This is a genomic window from Pseudomonas sp. NPDC089534 (assembly GCF_044749305.1).
GTDB classification, from domain to species: domain Bacteria; phylum Pseudomonadota; class Gammaproteobacteria; order Pseudomonadales; family Pseudomonadaceae; genus Aquipseudomonas; species Aquipseudomonas ekonensis.
Genome location: NZ_JBIVHR010000009.1, coordinates 61,853 through 83,764, shown reverse-complemented (window position 1 = coordinate 83,764; position 21,912 = coordinate 61,853). Strand labels below are relative to the sequence as shown.

15 protein-coding genes are annotated in these 21,912 nt (G+C 64.3%); 5 read left to right on the top strand and 10 right to left on the bottom strand.

Translation table 11 applies throughout. The annotated features are described in order from the left end of the window. Positions 1 to 22: 22 nt before the first annotated feature. Together ACIP0B_RS04455 and ACIP0B_RS04450 are read right to left on the bottom strand one after the other, a co-directional pair. A complete protein-coding gene (locus ACIP0B_RS04455; RefSeq protein ID WP_400830087.1) occupies positions 23 to 1,489 on the bottom strand; it encodes a hypothetical protein in 1,467 nt (488 codons plus the stop codon). Positions 1,490 to 2,021: 532 nt separating this feature from the next. Then, complete coding sequence (locus ACIP0B_RS04450) at positions 2,022 to 3,044, bottom strand: zinc-dependent alcohol dehydrogenase family protein (RefSeq protein WP_400830086.1); 1,023 nt, start codon at positions 3,042 to 3,044, stop codon at positions 2,022 to 2,024. A 270-nt stretch (positions 3,045 to 3,314) separates the two neighbouring features. Between ACIP0B_RS04450 and ACIP0B_RS04445 the strand changes: the two genes are divergently transcribed. The 4 genes from ACIP0B_RS04445 (at position 3,315) to ACIP0B_RS04430 (ending at position 10,419) form a co-directional block, all read left to right on the top strand. Beyond that, positions 3,315 to 4,232 carry a LysR family transcriptional regulator gene (locus ACIP0B_RS04445; protein ID WP_400830085.1) on the top strand — a complete coding sequence of 306 codons (918 nt, stop codon included), beginning with the start codon at positions 3,315 to 3,317 and terminating at the stop codon, positions 4,230 to 4,232. Between the two features lie 320 nt (positions 4,233 to 4,552). Then, positions 4,553 to 5,806, top strand: a complete 1,254-nt coding sequence (gene mexE, locus ACIP0B_RS04440) for a multidrug efflux RND transporter periplasmic adaptor subunit MexE (protein ID WP_085583235.1) — start codon at positions 4,553 to 4,555, stop codon at positions 5,804 to 5,806. A 15-nt stretch (positions 5,807 to 5,821) separates the two neighbouring features. Then, positions 5,822 to 9,001: an efflux RND transporter permease subunit gene (locus tag ACIP0B_RS04435; protein WP_085632432.1), complete on the top strand. Its 3,180-nt coding sequence runs from the start codon at positions 5,822 to 5,824 to the stop codon at positions 8,999 to 9,001. After that, positions 8,998 to 10,419 carry an efflux transporter outer membrane subunit gene (locus ACIP0B_RS04430; RefSeq protein WP_400830083.1) on the top strand — a complete coding sequence of 474 codons (1,422 nt, stop codon included), beginning with the start codon at positions 8,998 to 9,000 and terminating at the stop codon, positions 10,417 to 10,419. The genes ACIP0B_RS04435 and ACIP0B_RS04430 overlap by 4 nt, the downstream gene beginning before the upstream one ends. 399 nt (positions 10,420 to 10,818) lie before the next feature. Here the strand turns inward: ACIP0B_RS04430 and ACIP0B_RS04425 are convergent, their stop codons facing one another. Genes ACIP0B_RS04425 through ACIP0B_RS04415 form a run of 3 tightly spaced genes read right to left on the bottom strand, consistent with a single transcriptional unit; the run spans position 10,819 to position 14,096 of the window. Then, positions 10,819 to 11,766 carry a biotin/lipoyl-binding protein gene (locus ACIP0B_RS04425; RefSeq protein WP_400830081.1) on the bottom strand — a complete coding sequence of 316 codons (948 nt, stop codon included), beginning with the start codon at positions 11,764 to 11,766 and terminating at the stop codon, positions 10,819 to 10,821. Between the two features lie 4 nt (positions 11,767 to 11,770). Beyond that, complete coding sequence (locus tag ACIP0B_RS04420) at positions 11,771 to 11,971, bottom strand: DUF1656 domain-containing protein (RefSeq protein ID WP_400830079.1); 201 nt, start codon at positions 11,969 to 11,971, stop codon at positions 11,771 to 11,773. Further along, the gene (locus ACIP0B_RS04415; protein WP_400830077.1) at positions 11,961 to 14,096 is read right to left on the bottom strand and encodes an FUSC family protein; all 2,136 of its coding nucleotides are present in this window, start codon (positions 14,094 to 14,096) and stop codon (positions 11,961 to 11,963) included. Before ACIP0B_RS04415 ends, ACIP0B_RS04420 begins: the two co-directional genes overlap by 11 nt. A gap of 194 nt (positions 14,097 to 14,290) precedes the next feature. On the opposite strand from ACIP0B_RS04415, the gene ACIP0B_RS04410 reads away from it, so the two are divergent. Then, positions 14,291 to 15,346, top strand: coding sequence for a tetratricopeptide repeat protein (locus tag ACIP0B_RS04410; protein WP_400830075.1), 1,056 nt, complete (start codon positions 14,291 to 14,293; stop codon positions 15,344 to 15,346). 15 nt (positions 15,347 to 15,361) lie between these two features. Here the strand turns inward: ACIP0B_RS04410 and ACIP0B_RS04405 are convergent, their stop codons facing one another. From ACIP0B_RS04405 to ACIP0B_RS04385, 5 genes are read right to left on the bottom strand one after another with little or no spacing between them, the layout of a single operon-like run. Next, entirely contained in the window at positions 15,362 to 15,739 is a 378-nt protein-coding gene (locus tag ACIP0B_RS04405) for a response regulator (protein WP_400830074.1), read from the bottom strand. 44 nt (positions 15,740 to 15,783) lie between these two features. Then, on the bottom strand, positions 15,784 to 16,998 hold the full coding sequence (locus ACIP0B_RS04400; protein WP_400830072.1) for an ATP-binding protein: 1,215 nt from the start codon (positions 16,996 to 16,998) through the stop codon (positions 15,784 to 15,786). Further along, the gene (locus ACIP0B_RS04395; protein WP_400830070.1) at positions 16,992 to 17,585 is read right to left on the bottom strand and encodes a chemotaxis protein CheB; all 594 of its coding nucleotides are present in this window, start codon (positions 17,583 to 17,585) and stop codon (positions 16,992 to 16,994) included. The genes ACIP0B_RS04400 and ACIP0B_RS04395 overlap by 7 nt, the downstream gene beginning before the upstream one ends. After that, entirely contained in the window at positions 17,582 to 18,415 is an 834-nt protein-coding gene (locus ACIP0B_RS04390) for a CheR family methyltransferase (protein ID WP_400830069.1), read from the bottom strand. Before ACIP0B_RS04390 ends, ACIP0B_RS04395 begins: the two co-directional genes overlap by 4 nt. After that, entirely contained in the window at positions 18,415 to 21,903 is a 3,489-nt protein-coding gene (locus ACIP0B_RS04385; protein WP_400830067.1) for a response regulator, read from the bottom strand. The genes ACIP0B_RS04390 and ACIP0B_RS04385 overlap by 1 nt, the downstream gene beginning before the upstream one ends. Between the last annotated feature and the right edge of the window lie 9 nt (positions 21,904 to 21,912).

Below are 21,912 nucleotides of genomic sequence, written 5' to 3'. Positions count from 1 at the left end.
GCCGTCGGACAGGACACCCACCCTAACCTTCCTGGGAGCGTTCGCCCCCGAGCGCTTGCCCGCCCTGCGACGCCTCATTGCCAGGCGCGCTCCCGAGCGACGGCGGCGACGCCGGCATGGGTTCCATGGCGTACAGGCGACCGATGAGCCTGACAGGCAACCCGCTGACCTCGGTCATCCACTGCAGCACCTGTTCCGGGGCGTGCAGCCCCTGCATGGCGCGATGCAGGTCCGGCATCGCCACCAGCATGCCCGGATGACAGGAACGCAGAAAGCGCTCCAGGCCGGCGCCGCCGTCGATGAACGGTGCGAACAGCAGGCAGACGATCTGGCTCTCGGTCAGGCCAAAACGCGCCTGAAGGCTGACAAGGGCCTGCTTTCTCTGCTCCTCGAAGCCCTGCGGCTTGCCGAACGTCGCGACCAGATACTCGCAGACCGGCTCCGGCACCTGCCTGCGACGCATGGCCGCCAGGCTCCGCTGCACATACGCCTGGACACCGGCCCCGTAACCGAGCCCCTCCACGAACTCAGCCTCCAGGCCGCACAGGTAGGCGTCGACCAGCGGATCCTGCCATTCGTCCTCAAAGAGCGCCTGGGTCCACTCGTCCGACTGAAACCCGAGGAACTCGCTGAGCAGCGGCCAGCGCTCGTCCAGCTTTGCGACCAGGATGTCGTGAATATCGATGAACAGGGTGCGGCGGCAGGCCTCGAACTGCCCTTCCGGGCGCCACGGCATCCGCTCAGGTTCGGTGTAGAGCCGGCGGTAGCAGTCGCCATCGAGGCCGTCGAGCAGCGAAAACAACTGCTCGTAGCTGCCGGCATTGGCCGCCAGCGGCCCGATGCCGACCTTGCGCACCGCACGGCCCAGCCCGTCGATGAAGCGCTTCTGACGCGCCGCGCTATCGCAGCCGGCCAGGACATCGACGCCGTTGCTCCACCGGGCGATCTGGCCGTAGAACTCCGCTGTCGCCAGGTAACGGTCGTCCCACAGCTCCAGCGCTTCGCCCCAGGCCCGGCGATGCCCCACCATCAACAGATTGATGCGGTTGGCCTCGCTGCCGCTTTCGGTGATCGGTGCCTGGTGATCGAAAGGCAACACCTCGCGGTGATCGACCATCAGCAACTCGACACGCGGATCGTCGTAAAGGAAGAGCGCGCCGTAGCTGCGGTGCATGTTCTCGAGCGCGGCGACCCCGTTGCCGTCGTAGCGCAACGTCGCCACACGCAGCTGAAAGGTGGCCGGCGCGCGCCCGGCGATGCTCAGTTGCGCAGCCCTGAGCATCGCCAGCGCATAGCAGCTGTCACGTGTGCCGGTCTGGATGACGAGCACCTTGAACTCGCCGATGCGTTCACCGCCGCCTGCGGCAACGACCAGCCGCTGAATCAGGAGTTGCAGGGCCGTGCGTTCCGCGCGGGAGAAAAAGCTCAACAAGCGTTGCAGCACTTGCTGGTAGACATAATTCATTGCCTGATCATGGATTGTGCTCATCAGTCTCTTACCCGGTGCAAAAAGTTCATACTCCGCCGCCGTCGAACAGACACGGAGTTATTCATCACTAATAAATAGACGCTTGATCCTAACACTTAGGATTTCGTAGTTATTTGAAACACTTGAGCGTGCTGAGCCCGACAAAACCAGCGCAAGCCAGGCACAGCAAGGGTTTTAGCGGAACTGAACATTGTCCTAGGAAACTTCTTACAGAGTCCCACAGACAGTGATCACAAGAAATAAAGAACGCGTTTCGCAGGCCACCTACAACTTTTAAACAAGAATAGGCGTCTCGCAAAAAGACAGCAGATGATATTCGCCCTAAATAAACAGAATGCACAGACATGGCTCATTCCTTGAGATGAAAGTAATCATTCAATTATCAGGGCTTAAAGGACGATTAGAAGATACAGATCGAGAGTAAAAACCGGTTCAGTTGCTGAACGGTTCCGGACTGGCGCCGGCAAAGGTCTCGCAGAAAGGTCAGGCAGCGTAAGGAGTCCGTGGGGCCACGGACTCCGGACTGGAGAGGTCAGGCCGTTTCGACCTGCAGCGCCACGCGTTCGCGGCAAGGGCACTCATCCATGTAGCGGTGGGCCTCGACGAACTGGTCGAACGGGAACACTCGGGTCTTGAGCGGCACCAGCACCCGGTCGGCGGTGAACTGGTTGATGTCGCGTAGGGCCCGCTGCAGCGCGTCGCCGTCCTGCTTGATGCCCAGCTCAGGCTTGCCGGTGAAGTTGCCGATGCAGTGCACGAAGAACTGGATGTTCTTCTGAAAGGCGGCACAGGCCGGGAACGGCGTCTGGTTGCCGCCCTGCAGACCGTACAGCACCAGGCTGCCGCGGGGCGCCAGCACATCGCCGAGCAACGACATCTGCGGACCGCCGAGGCCGTCGAACACCATCTCGACACCACGGTTGTCGGTGATCTTGTTGACCCGGGTCAACAGGTCTTCCTCTTCGGTGACGATGACCTTCTCGGCCCCCAGCGACAGCAGATACTCACGCTCTTCGGCCGTTTTGGTCGCGGCGATCACCTTGACGCCGAGCGCCTTGCCCAGCTGGACAAACGAAGGGCCCGCACAGTGGCTGGCGTCGGTGACCAGGGCGAACTGCCCGGGTTTGACCCGCGCCAGATCCATGTAGGCGAAGTAGGCGATCAGCAGCGGTGTGTAATGGACACTGGCCTCGATTGGCGTGAGCACGTCCGGATAGCGGGTCAGCGCAGTGCGCGGCAGCACGATCAGTTCGCCGTAGACCGGATAGTCGTTGGGGCTCTCGGCCGGAAAGCTTGCGACCTTGTCGCCGACCGCCAGATCCTCCACGCCCTCGCCGACGGCGGTGACCACACCGGCCATCTCATGGCCCAGGCCCGAAGGCAGGCGGGCCTGGGACGACGCCAGGTTCTGGCGCCACAGGGTGTCATACCAGCTGATGCCGATCGCCTCGACACGCACCTGCACTTCGCCAGGACCTGGCTGAGCGGCCGCATGCTCTTCGCACTTGAGCACCTCGGCAGGACCAAACTTGTGAAAACGGATCGTGCGGGACATCGCAAACCTCGTCAAAGTAACCTCTAATGCCCTGAACTCTATCTGGGCTTTCCAGACAAGACTATCAGCGGCCATTAATAGTCGACATGCCTGTCATTGATTCCGCAGCATGGGGCGCATTGGCAAAATCCATGGGCAAACGACCGGAACCCGCTCAGTAAAGCTCAATTTTCCGGTGCAGAGTACCAGCCTTTCCCCGTACTATTCATGCCGGCCATTGTTCTCATATGGTCGCTCTCGTCAAGCTTGATGACTCTGCCAGGACTCCAGATGAATCGTAATGACCTGCGTCGTGTCGACCTGAACCTGTTGATCGTTTTCGAAACACTGATGCACGAACGCAGCGTGACCCGCGCCGCGGAAAAGCTGTTCCTCGGCCAGCCGGCCATCAGCGCCGCGCTCTCGCGCCTGCGGGGCCTGTTCGACGATCCGCTGTTCGTGCGCACCGGCCGGAGCATGGAACCGTCCGCCCGCGCCGTGGAAATCTTCGCCCTGCTCTCCCCGGCCCTGGACTCGATCTCCACGGCGGTCAGCCGCGCGGCCGAGTTCGATCCGGCCACCAGCACGTCGGTGTTCCGCATCGGCCTGTCGGACGACGTCGAATTCGCCCTGCTGCCCATGCTGCTCAAACGCCTGCGCGCCGAAGCGCCGGGCATCGTGCTGGTGGTGCGCCGGGTCAACTACATCCTGATGCCGAGCCTGCTGGCCTCCGGGGAAATCTCCATCGGCGTCAGCTACACCACTGACCTTCCGGCCAACGCCAAACGCAAGGTGCTGCGCCGCAGCCAGCCGAAGCTGCTGCGCGCCGACACCGTGCCGGGGCCGTTGAGCCTGGACGACTACTGCGCACGCCCGCACGCCCTGGTGTCGTTCGCCGGCGACCTCAGCGGCTTCATCGATGAGGAACTGGAAAAGCTCGGCCGCAAGCGCCATGTGGTGCTGGCCGTGCCGCAGTTCAACGGCCTGAGCACCCTGCTGACCGGCACCGACATCGTCGCCACCGTGCCGGACTACACCGCCGACGCCCTGACCGCCGCCGGCGGCGTCCGGGCCGAAGACCCGCCGCTGCCGACCCGCACCTTCGAACTGCACATGGCCTGGCGCGGATCGCAGGACAACGATCCGGGCGAGCGTTGGCTGCGGTCGAGGATTCAGATGTTCTTTGGGGATCCGGACAGCCTCGCCTGAGACTGTTAAAGCATTGACGGCGGTGCCTGTTGGAACGGTCGCCTTGCGACAGCTCTATTAAAGCCATCGCCAGCAGGCCGGCTCCCACCGGTATCGCGACGCCTGCAGGACGAACAGCCGTCGTCCTCACTTTTGCACCCGACGCAACACTGAATTGTCGCCAGCTCGATTGATAGCCCCCTAACGAAAGGCGCATGCTAGAGGGCTTGCGCGTTGCTTATATCATTCCGAATGATAGTTACCTTCGCGCCATTCGATTCGTTTGCCATTACCCTGCCGATCATCATCCGCCCATCTTCAATACTTTGGCGGATGTATCCATGGAACAATCACTCAAACATTTGCGCTTCCCCTTGGCCCTTCTGGCCGTGCTCGTGATGAGCGCCTGCGGCAAGGCTCCGCAGACCGCCGCCAACATGCCGGCCGCCAAGGTCAGCGTGGCCAAGGTGCTGGAGCAGCCGGTCAACGAGTGGGACGAGTTCACGGGGCGCCTGGAGGCGCCGGAAACCGTTGAAATCCGTCCGCGGGTCTCCGGTCAGATCGATGAGGTCGCCTTCACCGAAGGCGCGCTGGTCAAGAAAGGCGACTTGCTGTTCCAGATCGACCCGCGCCCGTTCCAGGCCGAAGTGCGCCGCCTCGAAGCGCTGGTCGCCCAGGCCCGCGCCAACGCCACCCGCAGCGAAAACGAAGCCGTCCGCGGTGAGCGCCTGCGCACCAGCAACGCCATCTCCGCAGAACTGGCCGACTCGCGCACCAGCGCCGCCCAGGAAGCCCGCGCCGCCGTCGGCGCCCTGCAGGCGCAACTGGACCTGGCCAAGCTGAACCTGAGCTTCACCCGCGTCACCGCGCCGATCAGCGGCCGCGTCAGCCGTGCCGAAATCACCGCCGGCAACCTGGTGACCGCCGACACCACGGCGCTGACCAGCGTGGTCTCCACCGACAAGGTCTACGCCTACTTCGACGCCGACGAGCGCGTGTTCCTCAAGTACACCCAGCTCGCCCGCCAGGGTCAGCGCGGCGCCACCACGCCGGTGTACATGGGCCTGTCCAACGAAGACGGCAACCCGCACCTGGGCCAGATGAACTTCGTCGACAACCAGGTCAACCCCAAGACCGGCACCATCCGCGGCCGCGCGGTGTTCGACAACACCGACGGCACCTACACCCCCGGCCTGTACGCCCGCCTGAAGCTGGTCGGCAGCGGCACCTACAACGCCATGCTGATCAACGACGAAGCGGTCGGCACCGACCTTGGCAAGAAGTTCGTGCTGGTGATGGATGCGGACAACAAGACCGCCTACCGCCCCGTCGAACTGGGGCCGAAGATCGAAGGCCTGCGCATCGTGCGCAACGGCCTGAACAAGGACGACACGATCATCGTCAAGGGGCTGCAACGGGTGCGTCCGGGTTCGCCGGTCTCCCCTGAAGTGGTTCCGATGGCCAGCGAGCAGACCCTCGCGGCCCTCGCTCAACAACGACAAGCGCTGGAAGCCAGCAACCTGCCCAAAGTCGCACCCGCCAAGGGCGCGCAGGGTTCGGTTGTGAAACTGGCTGCTGCGACCCCACGCGGTTAAGGGACAACAACTCCGATGAATTTTTCCAGATTCTTCATTTCACGGCCGATCTTCGCAGCGGTGCTGTCGCTGCTGATCCTGATCGCCGGTGCGATCTCGCTGTTCCAACTGCCGATCAGCGAATACCCGGAAGTCGTGCCGCCGACCGTGGTGGTGCGGGCCAACTTCCCGGGCGCCAACCCCAAAGTCATCGGCGAGACCGTGGCCGCTCCGCTGGAGCAGGCCATCACCGGCGTCGAGAACATGCTGTACATGTCCTCGCAGTCCACCGCCGACGGCAAGATCACCCTGACCATCACCTTCGCCCTGGGCACCGACCTGGACAATGCGCAGGTGCAGGTGCAAAACCGGGTGACCCGCACCGAGCCCAAGCTTCCCGAGGAAGTGACGCGCATCGGCATCACCGTCGACAAGGCCTCGCCCGACCTGACCATGGTTGTGCACTTGACCTCCCCGGACAAGCGCTACGACATGCTCTACCTGTCCAACTACGCGATCCTGAACATCAAGGACGAGCTCGCCCGCCTGGGCGGCGTCGGCGACGTGCAGCTGTTCGGCATGGGCGACTACTCGCTGCGGGTGTGGCTCGATCCGAACAAGACCGCTTCACGCAACCTGACCGCCACCGACGTGGTGACGGCCATCCGTGAGCAGAACCGCCAGGTGGCCGCCGGCCAACTGGGCGCGCCGCCCGCGCCGAACGCGCAAAGCTTCCAGCTGTCGATCAACACCCAGGGCCGTCTGGTCTCCGAGGAAGAGTTCGAGAACATCATCATTCGCGCAGGCGAAAACGGTGAAATCACCCGCCTCAAAGACATCGCCCGCGTCGAGCTGGGTTCCAGCCAGTACGCCCTGCGCTCGTTGCTGAACAACCAGCCGGCCGTCGCGATCCCGATCTTCCAGCGTCCGGGCTCCAACGCCATCGAGATCTCGAACGAGGTCCGGGCGAAGATGGAAGAGCTGAAGAAAGGCTTCCCGCAAGGCATGGACTACAGCATCGTCTATGACCCGACGATCTTCGTGCGCGGCTCCATCGAAGCGGTGGTTCACACCCTCTTCGAAGCGCTGATCCTCGTGGTGCTGGTGGTGATCCTGTTCCTGCAGACCTGGCGCGCCTCGATCATCCCGTTGGTGGCCGTGCCGGTATCGCTGATCGGTACGTTTGCGGTGATGCACCTGTTCGGCTTCTCGCTCAACGCCCTGTCGCTGTTCGGCCTCGTGCTGGCCATCGGTATCGTGGTGGACGACGCCATCGTGGTGGTGGAGAACGTCGAGCGCAACATCGAGCTGGGGCTCAACCCGTTCGAGGCGACCCAACGCGCCATGGGCGAAGTGACCGGCCCGATCATCGCCACCGCGCTGGTGCTGTGCGCCGTGTTCGTCCCGGCGGCGTTCATCTCCGGCCTCACCGGTCAGTTCTACAAGCAGTTCGCCCTGACCATCGCGATCTCGACCGTGATCTCGGCGTTCAACTCGCTGACCCTGTCGCCGGCACTGGCTGCCGTGCTGCTCAAGGGCCACGACGCACCGAAGGACCGCTTCTCCCGCATCCTCGACAAGCTGCTGGGCGGCTGGCTGTTCCGTCCGTTCAACCGCTTCTTCGTGCGGGCCAGCCATGGCTACGTCGGCACCGTGCGCCGGGTCATCCGCAGCAGCGGCATCGCCCTGCTGCTCTACGCCGGCCTGATGGTGCTGACCTTCTTCGGTTTCTCCAGCACGCCGACCGGCTTCGTGCCCGGCCAGGACAAGCAGTACCTGGTGGCCTTCGCCCAACTGCCGGACGCCGCGAGCCTGGACCGCACCGAAGACGTGATCAAGCGCATGTCCGACCTGGCCCTGAAACAGCCGGGCGTGGAAAGCGCCGTGGCCTTCCCTGGCCTGTCGATCAACGGTTTCACCAACAGCCCGAACGCCGGCATCGTGTTCGTGACCCTCAAACCGTTCGACGAGCGCAAGGACCCGAGCATGTCCGCCGGCGCCATCGCCGGGGCCCTGAACGGCCAGTACGCCGGGATCCAGGAAGCCTACATGGCGATCTTCCCGCCGCCGCCGGTACAGGGGCTGGGCACCATCGGCGGTTTCCGCCTGCAGATCGAAGACCGGGGCAACCTGGGCTACGAAGAGCTGTACAAGGAAACCATGAACATCATCGCCAAGAGCCACAACGTGCCGGAGCTGGCCAACCTGTTCACCAGCTACACCGTGAACGTGCCGCAGGTCGATGCCGCCATCGACCGCGAAAAGGCCAAGACCCACGGCGTGGCCGTCAGCGACATCTTCGACACCCTGCAGATCTACCTGGGTTCGCTGTATGCCAACGACTTCAACCGCTTCGGGCGCACCTATCAGGTCAACGTTCAGGCCGAACAGCAGTTCCGCCTCGAATCCGACCAGATCGGCCAGCTCAAGGTACGCAACAACAAGGGCGAAATGATCCCGCTGGCGACCTTCATCAAGGTCAGCGACACCTCGGGGCCGGACCGCGTGATGCACTACAACGGCTTCATCACCGCGGAAATCAACGGTGCGGCAGCCCCGGGCTACAGCTCCGGCCAGGCCCAGGCGGCCATCGAGAAGCTGCTCAAGGACGAACTGCCCAACGGCATGACCTATGAGTGGACCGACCTGACCTACCAGCAGATCCTGGCCGGCAACACCGCGCTGTTCGTGTTCCCGCTCTGCGTATTGCTGGCGTTCCTGGTGCTCGCGGCGCAGTACGAAAGCTGGAGCCTGCCGCTGGCGGTGATCCTGATCGTACCGATGACCCTGCTGTCGGCCATCACCGGCGTCATCGCCTCCGGCGGCGACAACAACATCTTCACCCAGATCGGCCTGATCGTACTGGTGGGCCTGGCGTGCAAGAACGCGATCCTGATCGTCGAGTTCGCCAAGGACAAGCAGCAGGAAGGCCTCGACCCGCTGGCCGCGGTGCTGGAAGCGTGCCGTCTGCGTCTGCGGCCGATCCTGATGACCTCCTTCGCGTTCATCATGGGTGTGGTGCCGCTGGTGATCTCCACCGGCGCCGGTGCCGAGATGCGTCACGCCATGGGTGTGGCGGTGTTCTCCGGGATGCTCGGGGTGACCTTCTTCGGTCTGCTGCTGACGCCGGTCTTCTATGTACTGATCCGCAACTTCGTGGAGCGCGGTGAAGCCCGCAAAGCGGCCAAAGCCCTGCAATTGGAGGCGCAACAATGAGTCTGAAAGTCTTCCTGCCGAGTCTGCTGGTGCTGGCCTTGAGCGCCTGCGCCGTCGGCCCCGACTACAAGACCCCAGCCACGGAGGCGGCCAACATCACGGCCGCCACCGATGGCGCCGCCGGCCAGAAGAACTTCGACCGTTCGAAGTTCGAAGGCATCTGGTGGCAGCAGTTCGACGACCCGACCCTCAACCAGTTGGTGACCCAGTCGCTGCAAGGCAACCGCGAGCTGCGCGTGGCGTTCGCCCGCTGGAAAGCCGCCCGGGCGATCCGCGACGACGTCAGCAACGACGCCATGCCGACCATCACCAGCCGCGCCAGCAGCGACTTGGCCAAGGGGCAGATCCCCGGCCAGACCACCCGCCGGGTCAACAGCGAACGCTATGACCTGGGCCTGGACATGGCCTGGGAAGTGGACCTGTTCGGCCGCATCCAGCGCAACCTGGAAGCCAGCGAGGCCGACCAGCAGGCCGCCGAAGCCGACCTGTACCAGTTGCAGGTGACGATGATCGCCGAACTGGTGGACGCCTACGGCCAACTGCGCGGTGCGCAGCTGCGGGAGAAGATCGCGCTGGCCAACCTGGAGAACCAGCAGGAGTCGCGCAAGATCACCATCAGCCTGCGCGATGCCGGCGTGGGCGATCAGCTCGACGTGGAGCGCGCCGACGCCCGCCTCGCCTCCGTGGAGGCCAGCGTGCCGCAGCTGCAGGCCGAGCAGGTTCGCCAGAAGAACCGCATCGCCACGCTGCTGGGCGAACGCCCGGACAAGTTGACCGTCGACCTGAGCCCCAAAGACCTGCCGGCGATCGCCAAGGCGCTGCCGATCGGCGATCCGGGCGAACTGCTGCAACGCCGTCCGGACATCCTCAGCGCCGAACGCAAACTGGCGTCCGCCACGGCGCGCATCGGTGTGGCCAAGGCCGACCTGTTTCCTCGGGTGAGCCTCAGCGGCTTCCTCGGCTGGACGGCCGGGCGCGGTTCGCAGATCGGCTCTTCGGCGGCCAACGCCTGGGCGCTCGGCCCGAGCATCACCTGGGCAGCGTTTGACCTGGGCAGCGTGCGGGCCCGCCTGCGCGGCGCCGATGCCGACGCCGAAGGTGCCTTGGCGACCTACGAGCAGCAGGTGCTGCTGGCCCTCGAGGAATCGGAGAACGCCTTCAGCGACTACGGCAAGCGCCAGCAACGCCTGATCTCGCTGATCCGTCAAAGCGAGTCCAGCCGCAAGGCTGCCGACCTCGCCGAGATCCGCTACCGCGAAGGCACCGCCGACTTCCTGGTGCTGCTGGACGCCCAGCGTGAGCGCCTGGCCGCCGAGGACAGCCAGGCCCAGGCCGAGGTCGACCTGTACCGCGGCATCGTCGCGATCTACAAGGCCCTCGGTGGCGGCTGGCAGCCGGAGACGGTCGCCAGCAAGTAATTCCGTTTTTAAAGAGCTCCTTTGGTTGGCCGCAACCAACCAATTCTTTGCCCCGCGTATCATTCGGTCGCGGGGCTTTTTTGTTTCTGCAGGTTCGGTTCGCACCAGATCAGCCAGCGGCGGCTGGACGGGCCTCATCGCCAGCAGGCTGGCTCCCACAGGGGATCTCGGGTGTATGCAAAAACCGCGGTTATCGCAATCACTGTGGGAGCCGGCTTGCCGGCGATGGCGGTAGGCCAGGCAACAAGATGTCGGCAGTGCCGGCCTCATCGCTTGCAGGCAAGCGCCTACAGTTTTTGTGGTGTGCCTGGATCTTGCGGGCACCGGTGATCCCCTGTGGGAGCCAGCCTGCTGGCGATGGCGGTAGATCAGACAGCGGCGATGCCGATTCACCTAGGTTCACTTGTGCTCCAGCACCGTGACCGTCGCGGTCGTCCCCGCCCGCAACCGGTCTTTTCCGGCATAGTCGCTGTCAATCGCGATCCGCACCGGCACCCGTTGCGCCAGCTTCACCCAGGTGTAACTGGGGTTGATGTTGGCCAGCAACCGGCTGCCCGGCGCGTTCTCGCGGTCGGCGATGGCAAAGGCGATGCTCTGCACGGCGCCTTCGAACCGCTCGCCGCTCATCAATTCGATCCGCACCCGGTCGCCTTCGCCGATCCTCGGCAGTTTGGTCTCCTCGAAGTAGCCGCTGACGTAGAACGAGTCACTGTCCACCAGCGCGACCAGCGCGCCTCCCGTCACGGCATAGTCGCCTTCACGGGTCAGCAGGTTGGTGACATAGCCGCTGACCGGCGCCACCACACGGGTGCGCTGCAGATCCAGCTCCGCTTGGCTCAAGGCCGCCACCGCCAGTTGCACGTTGGCCTCGGCCAGGCCGAGATTGGCCTGGTTGCGCAACAGGTCGGCCTGGGCCACGGCCACTTCGGTGCTGGACTTCTCCCATTCCTCCCCCGAGATGGCGAAGCCTTGCTTGAGGGTACGCCGTCGCCGCTCTTCGCTCTCCCGTTGCTTGAGCAACGCTTCGCTGGCGACGATGGCCGCTTGCGACTGTCCGAGCGCGGCCTTGGCCACCTCGACCGAGCGCCGGGCATGCTCCACCGCCAGGCTGTAGCGCGCCGGGTCGATCTCCAGCAGCAACTGGCCCTTGTCCACATGCTGGTTGTCCTGCACGGCCAGCTTGACGATGCGGCCCGACACGTCCGCCGACAGCGTCACCACATCCGCCCTCACCCGCGCGTCACGGGTCCACGGCGCACGGGTGTAATGCTCCCAGGCGAACCAGCCGAGCACGATGGCCAGCGCCACCACCGCCAATGTCGTCAATCGGGCAAGCAACGTCTTCAAGGCTTCAGGCTCCCATCAGCAGAATCAGCGTGGCGCAGACGCAGGCGTAAAGGGCACCTTCGAACAGGGCCTCATGCCAGACCAGGCGCAGCACACCCAACCGGCGCAAGACCCGGTCCAGCAGGAGAAACACCGGGATGGCCAACAGCAGCGCCTGGGCGATCGGCGGCAGGTAGACCCCGCCTATCTCGAAATCAATGGGCAAGGACCGGTTCTCCTTCAGGTTGGGGACGTTGCAGGCGTTCACCGTGCCGCTCCATGAACGACACCACAATCAGCAGGGCCACGCGCATGCGGAACACCGACCACAGGTGCTCATGACTGGCCACATGCAGGTCATCGAGCTCGTCGCCCAACGCGTGCAGTTCCGTCAGCATCGGCTTGAGCTGCACATCCGCGCGGCCGGCGACAAAGCGTCCGGCCCGGCGCACGGCCGTCGTCAAGCGACCGCTGAAAGCGTCCGTCAGCAAAGCGTTGTCCTGGGCCTGCTGCCTGAGCTGGTGCATCGCCACCCCCACCGCCACGCACGCGAGGCTGACTTCATACAACGCCTGCATGGCCCGGTCATTGGCCGCCGGCAACAGCCCCAGCATCGTGGTCAACCGGTCCACCATGCGGCTTTCGAACTCAAACTGCTGTTCGTCGGTGGCCGGCGCTTTCGTCAGGCCATACACCTGTTCCCGCGCCTCGTTGTAGAAGCGGCGGATCCGCAGCACCGGCCGGAACGGGAAAATCCACGCATAGACCATCAGCGCCAGCATGGCCGCGCTGACATAGGCGCCGGCGAACTCGAACCACTGGATGGCCGAGTTCTGCCCTGTCCCGACGTTCTGCGGGCCGAGCATCAGGAAGCTCGACAACCCCAGCCCCATGCCGATGCCGGCCGTCGCCGGGCTGGCGAGGCCGACCGCGATCACATAGAGCAACGGCGCCAGCAGCAGCGCCAGGGGTTCGAAGTCGCTGACCGCCGGCACCAGCATGAACTGGTAGAGCGCCGACACCACCAGCGCCAGCCCCAACCCCCGGGCGTAGCTCTGCGCAGCGATCAGCGGGCGCGGAAAGGTCGCCATCAGCGAACACAGGATCCCCACCAGGATCATCCCGCCGCGGGCGCCGTCCCAGGCTGTCTCGATCCAGATCACCCCCGCGATCATCAATGCGCTGAAGGCGCGGATCGCGTTCATCGTGGCCAGCGTGAAATCCAGGTGCAGGGGATTGGACTGGCCGCGAAAAACGCAACTGGCCTCCCGGCCTTCCTGGATCGCGTCGCTCAGTTCCAGAATCTGCTCCAACTGCTGCAACAGCCGCGCCTGCTCCCACCGCAAGGCCCAGGCCAGCGAGCGCAGGGTGGCGCTCATGTCCTCGGTCAGTTGCTCGGCCTTGTAGGCGAGTTCGTCGAATTGCTGTTGCAGGATCACGAAGTGGTGACGCGCCTCGGCCGGCAGCGCACGCCCCTCTTGCGCCAATCGGTCGAGAAAGGCCAGCTCTTCGGCGCGCAGACGCTGGATGTCCAGCGGAAGGTCGCCCTCCCAGCGCGCCGTGAGCAGTTCGCGCTGGTGACGCAGCGCGGTCAGGCGCGAGGTCAGCAGCATCAGTTGGTTGCCGAGCAGCAGGACCAATCCGTCGGCGCTGCGCAAGCGCGGGGCGTCGAAATAGAGGTGGCGGCGCAACCCTTCCAGCGCCCCGATCTCGCCCAGCAGCCGCATCTGCCGCTGCTGGAAAGCGGCTTCGTCCTCTTCCGTGCGCAGCACCGCCGCCGAATGCAGGGCCGCCAGCTTGATGACCTGATCGACCTTGTCGAAGTAGCCCTGGGTGACCGCCTCGGGACGCGCCGTCAACAGGCTGACCACACAGACGCAGGCCACCGCCAGCAAGGTCTCGGTGACGCGGGTGACCGCCAGCAGAAAGGTGCCGTCCTGATCCGGAATCGCCAGCAGCGCCACCACCACGGCGGTGTATCCGCTGAGCACGAAGGCCTGGGAACTGGTGTAGCGCAGCAACGTGCCGCCGGCGGTGCACAGGGCCAGCCACAGCGCCAGGGTGGCAATGAACGGCAAAGGCGCCTGCGGAAATATCGCCATGATCAGCACCGCCACCACCGCGCCGAGCGTCGTGCCGATGACCTGGCCGAAGCTGCGGGCCAGGGCCATCCCGGCCAACGGCTGGCTGATGATGACCACCGCCATGATCGACCACTTGGGCTGATCCAGATCGAACAGGAACGCCAGATACAGCGTCAGCAGCCCGGCGGCGACGGTCCGCAGACCAAACAGCAGCACCGCCCGACCGGGATGGAGCACCGAATTGAAGTAATTGAGCAGCGCTTGCATGGAGACACTCGTCCAGACGACTCCTGCAAGCGTAGTCACTGCATTGAAGGCTCGACAGGTTACGTTATCGACGCAACCTGTAGGCCGATTCGCCAGCCGTGAAATGCCGGTCCGTCGGCATAAACGGCCACAGGGTTTGACTCATGGCGCGCACTGACCGAAGCTTGCCCCCTCGCCCGTTCCCGGATGCCTGCATGCCTCAGTCCCGCCGCTACCTGCTTCTCAGCCTCGGCCTCGTGCTGGCGCTCGGCGTCGCCTGGCTGTCCCTGCGCAGCACCGCACCGGTCATACCCGAGGCGATCAAGCACGGCTACAGCGAAGCGCTGTCCGCCGCCCGCGCCGGCAAGCCCGGCGCCGCCCGGGTGCTGTACCAGCAGTTGGCGCGCCCGGACCTGACGGTAAAGCGACGCGTCTGGCTGCACGCCGAACTGCCCAACTACCCGAGTCCGCAGGCGCTGAAGCTGGCGGATGCGGATCTGCAGAACGAAGCGGCGGACGTCCGGCTGGCGGCGATCAAGAGCATCGTCGGCCTGGTGCCGGGCGGGCAACGCAGCCTGTTGCTCGGCCCGTTGCTCGACGACGAGGACCAGGCCGTGCGATTTGCGGCGATCAATGCCCTGCTCGGCTTGTCCCCGGACGAACTGGGGCTGTACTTCGCCCCGCTGCAGCAAGGCATCGACAACTGGGAACTGGCCCTCAGGCTGCAACCCGAAAGCGCCGACAACTACGCGCAACTGGCGCGCCTGCACCTGCACAACGCCGAGCTGAAACAGGCGCAGGAGGCGCTGGAGCAGACATTGCGACTGGATCCGGCCAACCTGCCGGCGCTGGTGATGCAGATTGAAGTGCTCGACCGCCAGGGCCAGAGCGACGCCGCCCGGCAACTGCTGGCCAGGCAATTGAAGGCCCAGCCCGACTCCGCCTATCTGCAGCATGCCCTGGGTCTCTGGCTGCTGCATCACGACCAGCGCGAATATGCGCTGCTGGGCCTGTCCAGGGCCGTCGAGCTTGAGCCTGACAACAAGGATTACCGCTACGACCTGGCCACCACCCTGCACGCTGCCGAGGAGCTCGAAGCGGCGCAGAAACAACTGCAGGAAGTCGTCCAGCGCCACCCCGCCGACCGCAAGGCACGGGTGCTGCTGATCAACTACTGGAAGGAAAGCGGCCAGTTGCAGAACGTTCAGATCCTGCTGGCCCAGCTTGAGCAGATGAACCCGGACGACCCGTCGCTGCAGCAAGGGCTTTGAGCCCGCCGCCGATCCTTACGCGAGCAGCTCCCGGATCTTTTCCTGCAGCACGTCCAGGTCGAACGGTTTCTCCAGGATCGGCGCCCTGCGCGTGATCGGGCTGTCGGTCTCGCGGATCTCCTGCGGATAGCCGCTGATGAATATCACCTTGAGGTCCGGCCGCAGCTTCACGGCCGGTTCCGCGATCTGTACGCCATTGATGCCGCCGGGCAGACGGAAATCGCTGATCAACAGGTCCAGGTGCGGCTTGCTCGCCAGAATCTCGAACGCCTGTTCGCCGTTTTCCGCCTCCAGGACGTGGTATCCCTCTGCCCTCAGATAGTCGGTGAGGATCATCAAGATAACCGGTTCGTCCTCGACGACGAGTACTACATCTTGTGCATCTGTGCTCATGGAAAGCCTTTGTTCGGTCAGTGGCTGCTGATACGACCGTACGGTCACTCAGAGGTTGCGTCCGGTTCGCCGCTTTCGCCCAGCGGCAGGCAAACGCGAAACAGCGCGCCTTCGTTGATCCGGCTCTGGACGGTGATCGAGCCGCCATGGGCGGCGACGATCTGTTCGGAGATGAACAGGCCCAGGCCCAATCCCGCCACCACGGTCTTGGCCGACACCCGTTCGAACTGTTGGAAGATCCGCTTCTGGTTCTCCTCGCTGATGCCGATGCCATGATCGGCGACCTCGACCCGCGCCTCGTCGGCCTCGCGGTACACCCGCACCTGTATCGGGCTCTTGCCGCCATAGCGCAAGGCGTTGGTCAACAGGTTCGAGACCACCTGTTCGATGCGGAACTCGTCCCAGTGCCCTTCCACCGGTTCCGGCGCGCTGAAGCTGACTTCGGTTTCCGCCGCATCGATCTGCTGCGCGAAGCTCTGCAGCAGGTTGCCCACCAGTTGCGCCAGGTCGAAACGGTTCGGCCGGATCGACAGTTTGCCGGTGCGGATGCGCGACACGTCGAGCATGTCCTCGATCAGGCGGATCAGGCTTTTGATCTGCCGCTCGTCGCGGTCGACCATGGCGTTCATCTTGTCGAGGGTGAACGCGGCGGCGTTGTCCCGGGCCAGGTGCATCTTGCGCAACTGCGTTTCGAGGATAAGGCCATTGAGCGGCGTGCGCACTTCGTGGGCGACGATCGACATGAAATCGTCGCGCATGCGCACCGCCTGCTGCAGCTCCAGTTGCGTGCTCTGCAACTGCTCCAGCAGCACCTGCTGTTCCCGGCGGCTCTGTTCGAGCGCTTCGAGCTGATGTTTCAAGGCCTTGCTCTGGCGGTAAAGGTCGACGAACACGTTGACCTTGCTCTTGACCGCGTGCACATCCAGGGGCTTGTGCAGGAAATCCACCGCGCCGCTTTCGTAGCCCTTGAACGCGTAGTTCAGCTCGCGGCCGGCGGCGCTGACGAAAATGATCGGAATGTTCTTGGTCTTTTCGGTGCCGCGCATCATCTCGGCCAGTTCGAAGCCGTTCATGCCGGGCATCTGCACGTCCAGGATGGCCATGGCGAATTCGTGCTGCAGCAGCAGCGACAGGGCCTCGTCCGCCGACAGCGCCTTGTGGACGATGCGGTCTTCGCGCGTGATCAGCGCCTCAAGGGCCAGCAGGTTTTCCGGCAGATCGTCGACGATCAGCAGTCTTGCCTGGATATTGCTCAACATGCGATTCGTTCCAGCTCGACAAGCAAACGGCTGATGCCGCGCAGGGGGAGTATGTGGTCGGGTTGATGAAGGGTCAGTGCAGCCAGGGGCATGGTCGCCACCTGGGCTTCCTGCGGATCCTGGACGATGGTCAGCCCGCCGTGGCGCTTGACCTGGGCCAGGCCCCGGGCGCCGTCGTGATTGGCGCCGGTCAGCAGGATGGCGGCCAGCGCCGCGCCATAGGCGTCGGCGGCGGACTCGAACAGGTAGTCGATGGAGGGCCGGGAATGGTGCACCCGGTCCTCAAGGCTCAGCGACAGGCTGCGGTCCTGCTCCACCGACAAGTGATAGCCGGGCGTGGCGAAGTGCACGGTGCCGGCGACGATCTGCTGTTTGTCGATGGCTTCGACCGCCGGCAGCGACATCCGCCTTGCGAAGACTTCGGCCAGTTGGCTGCGCCGTTCCTCCGGCAGATGCAGCACGACGATGATCGGCAACCTGAACCCCTGGCGCAACGGCGCCAGCAGCGTGAGCAAAGCCTCGACGCCTCCGGCGGAAGCGCCGACCGCGATAGCCTCGACCCGAGGCAGATCCGATGCGCCGTTCATGATTTGCGGTAGATCCGTTCTTGTTTCACCAACGGCTCGAACTGGTCGGCATAGCTGGAGAAGTCCAGCGTCTCCTTGCTGCCCAGCACCAGAAAACCGCGGTGGCACAACGATTCGTGAAACAGGCCGAACGCCCGATCCTGAAGTTTCTTGTTGAAATAGATCAGCACGTTGCGGCAGGAAATCAACTGGGTCTCGGAGAACACGCTGTCGGTCGCCAGGCTGTGGTCGGCGAACGTCACGTTTTCGCACAGGCTCTTGTCGAAGATCGCGTAGCCGTAGGCCGCCGTGTAGTAGTCGGAAAAGGACCGCTGGCCGCCCGCCTGCTGATAGTTGGCGGTGTAGGTGCGCACGTTTTCCATGGAGAAGATGCCCTGCTTGGCCTTGTCCAGCGAATGCGGGTTGATGTCGGTCGCATAGATGATCGTGCGTTCGAGCAACCCTTCCTCACGCAGCAGGATCGCCATCGAATACACCTCTTCGCCGGTGCTGCACCCGGCGATCCAGATCTTGATCGACGGATAGGTCTTGAGCAGCGGCACCACTTCGCGACGGATCGCGAGAAAGTGCATCGGGTCGCGAAACATTTCGCTGACCGGAATCGTCAGCAACTGCAGCAGTTGCATGAACGCCGTCGGATCGTGCAGCACCTTTTCCTGCAGGGCGGAAATGGTGGCGCACTCGAACTGGCTCAGCGCATGCAGCACCCGGCGCTTGATCGAAGCGCCGGAGTAATCGCGAAAATCATAGCTGTACTTGAGGTAGATCGCCTCGATCAACAGCCGCAGCTCAATCTCACTGTTGCGCTCGACTGAATAATGTCGTTCCACTAAATGCGTTCCATCTTCGGCAACCACACGCGAATCAACGAGAACAGGCGATCCAGGTCGATGGGTTTGGCCAGGTAGTCGTTGGCGCCCGCCTGCAGGCAGCGCTCCTGATCGTCCTTCATGGCCTTGGCCGTCACCGCGATGATCGGCAGCTTGCGCCAGCGCGGATCCTTGCGGATTTCCATGGTGGCCTCGAAGCCGTCCATTTCCGGCATCATCACGTCCATCAGCACCAGATCGATGTCCTCCACTTCATTGAGCCGTTCAATCGCTTCACGGCCGTTACGGCCGATCACCACCACGGCGCCCTTGTGTTCCAGCGCGCTGGTCAGGGCGAAGATGTTGCGCACATCGTCGTCCACCAGCAGCACCTTGCGGCCCTCGAAGACCTTGTCGCGGCTGCGGGCGGTCTTGAGCATCTTCTGCCGCTCATGGGACAACTGCGATTCGACTTTGTGCAGAAAGAGTGTGACCTCATCCAGCAGGCGCTCCGGCGAACGTGCGCCCTTGATGATGATCGAGCGCGAATACTTGCGCAGTTCGGCCTCTTCGTCCCGGGTCAGGTTGCGCCCGGTATAGACGATCACCGGCGGGAACGCGCGGATGTCCTCGGTGGACATCCGCTTGAGCAGATCGTTGCCGAGCATGTCCGGCAGCTTCAGGTCGATAACCATGCAATCGAAGACCGTGGTGCGCAGCAGCTCCAGCGCGTCCTGCGCCAGCCCCACCGCCGTGATCTCGATGTCTTCGTCGCCGATCAGGCGGGCGATGCTTTCGCGTTGCAGGTCGTCGTCTTCGACCAGCAGCACGTGCTTGACCTTCTGCGTCAGCTTGGCCTCCAGGCGCGCAAACACATCCTTGAGCTCGTCGCGGGTGGTCGGCTTGACCGCATAGCCGATGGCGCCCATGTGCATCGCTGCCTCGACCCGGTCCTCGACCGAGATCACATGCACCGGGATGTGCCGGGTTTCCGGGTGCTCCTTCAAGCGCTGCAGCACGGTCAGGCCCGAATGGTCCGGCAGGCGCATGTCCAGCAGGATCGCATCCGGCAGGAATTCGCGGGCCAGTTCATAGCCCTCGTCCGCGCCGTGGGCGACGAGGCAGCGGTAACCCAGTTCGTGGGCCAGGTCGTAAAGGATGTTGGCGAAGTTCGGCTCATCCTCCACCACCAGGATGCTGCGGGTATCGAACGGCGCCTTGTCGCGGTCGTCGTTGAACCGGGGCAGATCCATCGGCGGCGGTGAGGCCGGTTCGGGCGCAGCCTCGGCCGGTTCGATGGAAAACGGATTGAAATTCACCGGTGCGGCGGGCGTCTCGCTGTTCTGACGGTAATGCTGCGGCACCACCAGGGTGAACACGCTGCCCCGCCCCGGCGCGCTGCTGACGCTGATGAAGCCGCCGAGCAGGGCCGCCAGGTCGCGGGAGATCGACAGGCCGAGCCCGGTGCCGCCGTACTTGCGGTTGGTGGTGCCGTCGGCCTGATGGAAGGCCTCGAAGATGCTTTCCTGCTGGTTGGCCGCGATGCCGATCCCGGTGTCGCGGACGATGAACGCCACGCCGTCGTTCGGTTGGCCGGCGATCGTCAGGCTGACCGAGCCCTGCTCGGTGAACTTCACGGCGTTGGACAACAGGTTCTTGACCACCTGTTCCAGACGCTGCCGGTCGGTGTACAGGGTCTGCGGCGCATCGGCCTGCACCACGACGTCGAACGACAGGCGCTTGTCCGCCGCCAGCGGCTCGAACACGCCGCGCAGGCCCTCGGCCAGGCGCTCCACGCTGGTGCTGTCGGCCACCACTTCAAGCTTGCCGGCCTCGACCTTGGCGATGTCGAGAATGTCGTTGATCAGGTTCAGCAGATCGTTGCCGGCCGAGTAGATCGACTCGGCGAACTTGACCTGCTCGGCCGACAGGTTTTCCTGCGGGTTCTCCGCCAGCAGCTTGGCCAGGATCAGCGAACTGTTCAACGGAGTGCGCAGCTCGTGGGACATGTTGGCCAGGAACTCGGACTTGTACTTGCTCGAACGCTGCAGCTCTTCGGCGCGCTCTTCCAGTTGCACCTGGGCCTGGTTGAGCTCGGTGTTCTTCAGGTCCATCGCGTCGCGCTGCTCGGCCAGGATCTGGGTCTGCTCGGCGAGCTGTTCGTTGGTCTGCTCCAGCTCGACCTGCTGGGTTTCCAGATGGGCCTGGGACTCCTTGAGGATCCGCGACTGTTCCTCCAGCTCTTCGTTGGCGGTCTTGAGCTCTTCCTGCTGCACCTGCAGCTCTTCGTTGAGCTGCTGGGTTTCGGCCAGGACTTCCTGCAGGCGCTGGCGGTAACGGGCCGCTTCGATGGAGATGCCGATGTTGCCGGCGATCAGCTCCAGCAACTCGACGTCGCGCTCGGTGAGCGGGCGCAGGAAGCCCAGTTCGACGACGCCGTTGACCCGGTCGTCGTCGCTGGTCGGCACCACCAGCACGCTGCTCGGCACGCCTTCGCCCAGGCCCGAGCTGACCTTGAAATAGTCCGAGGGCACCGGTTCCAGGCGGATCAGGCGCCCCTGCTGCGCAGCCTGGCCGACAATGCCTTCGTCGCTGTAGATCGATTGTTCCTGCGCTTCCTGGTCGCGGGAGAACCCGTAGGTGGCCACGCGCTTGAGGCCGCCATGCTCTTCGCGCACATACAGCGCCGCCACCGCGACGCCCAGGTAGTGGGCGCAGAACTGCAGGATGTTGCGGCCCAGCAGATTGAGCGTCAGTTGCCCCAACACCTGCTCGGCCAGCTCCGACTGCCCGCTGCGCAGCCAGGCCTGTCGCTCCAGGCGCTGGGCGCTGGCCTGCTGGGCGTCGAGGTTGGCGCCGTAGTTTTGCGACAGGCTGAGCAGGTCCCGACGGCCGACATAGGCCAGCAGGCCGCTGATGGCGGCGACGAACAGGATGTAGAGGCTGATGCTCCAGATTGTGGTGCGGCGCACGTCCTCGTTGCGCGAGGTGCGCAACTGCTGCTCGGTGTCGATCACGTCTTCGAACTGCTTGCGGATCTCATCGGTCAGGCGCTTGCCGCGCCCGGCCTTGACGGCGGCGCGGTAGTCGCCGCTGGAGCGCTGCAGGTCGATCATCGACTGCGCGTAGGTGGCCCATTCGGCCTGCAGCGCTTGCAGGCGGCGGATGCGGTCGGTCTGCACCGGGTTGTCGGCCGTCAGTTCGAGCAAGGTATTGAGGGCCACGGCGATCCGCGGCTTGGCCGTCTCGTAGGGATCGAGAAAATGCTCGTCGCCGCTGAGCAGGAAGCCGCGCATCCCGGTCTCGAGGTCGACCGTGAGCTTCACCGCTTCACTGGCGTTATTGATCACCCGGTCGGTGTGCTCCACCCACTTGATCACCGACAGCAGGTAGGTGATCAGCACCACGAAAAACACCGCGCTGAGCGCGCCGACCGCCAGCGGCAGGCTGACGTTGCGGGTCAGGAGCTTGCGGAAACGCAGTTCATCAACCGAAGACGTAGAGGACATGGGACAGCC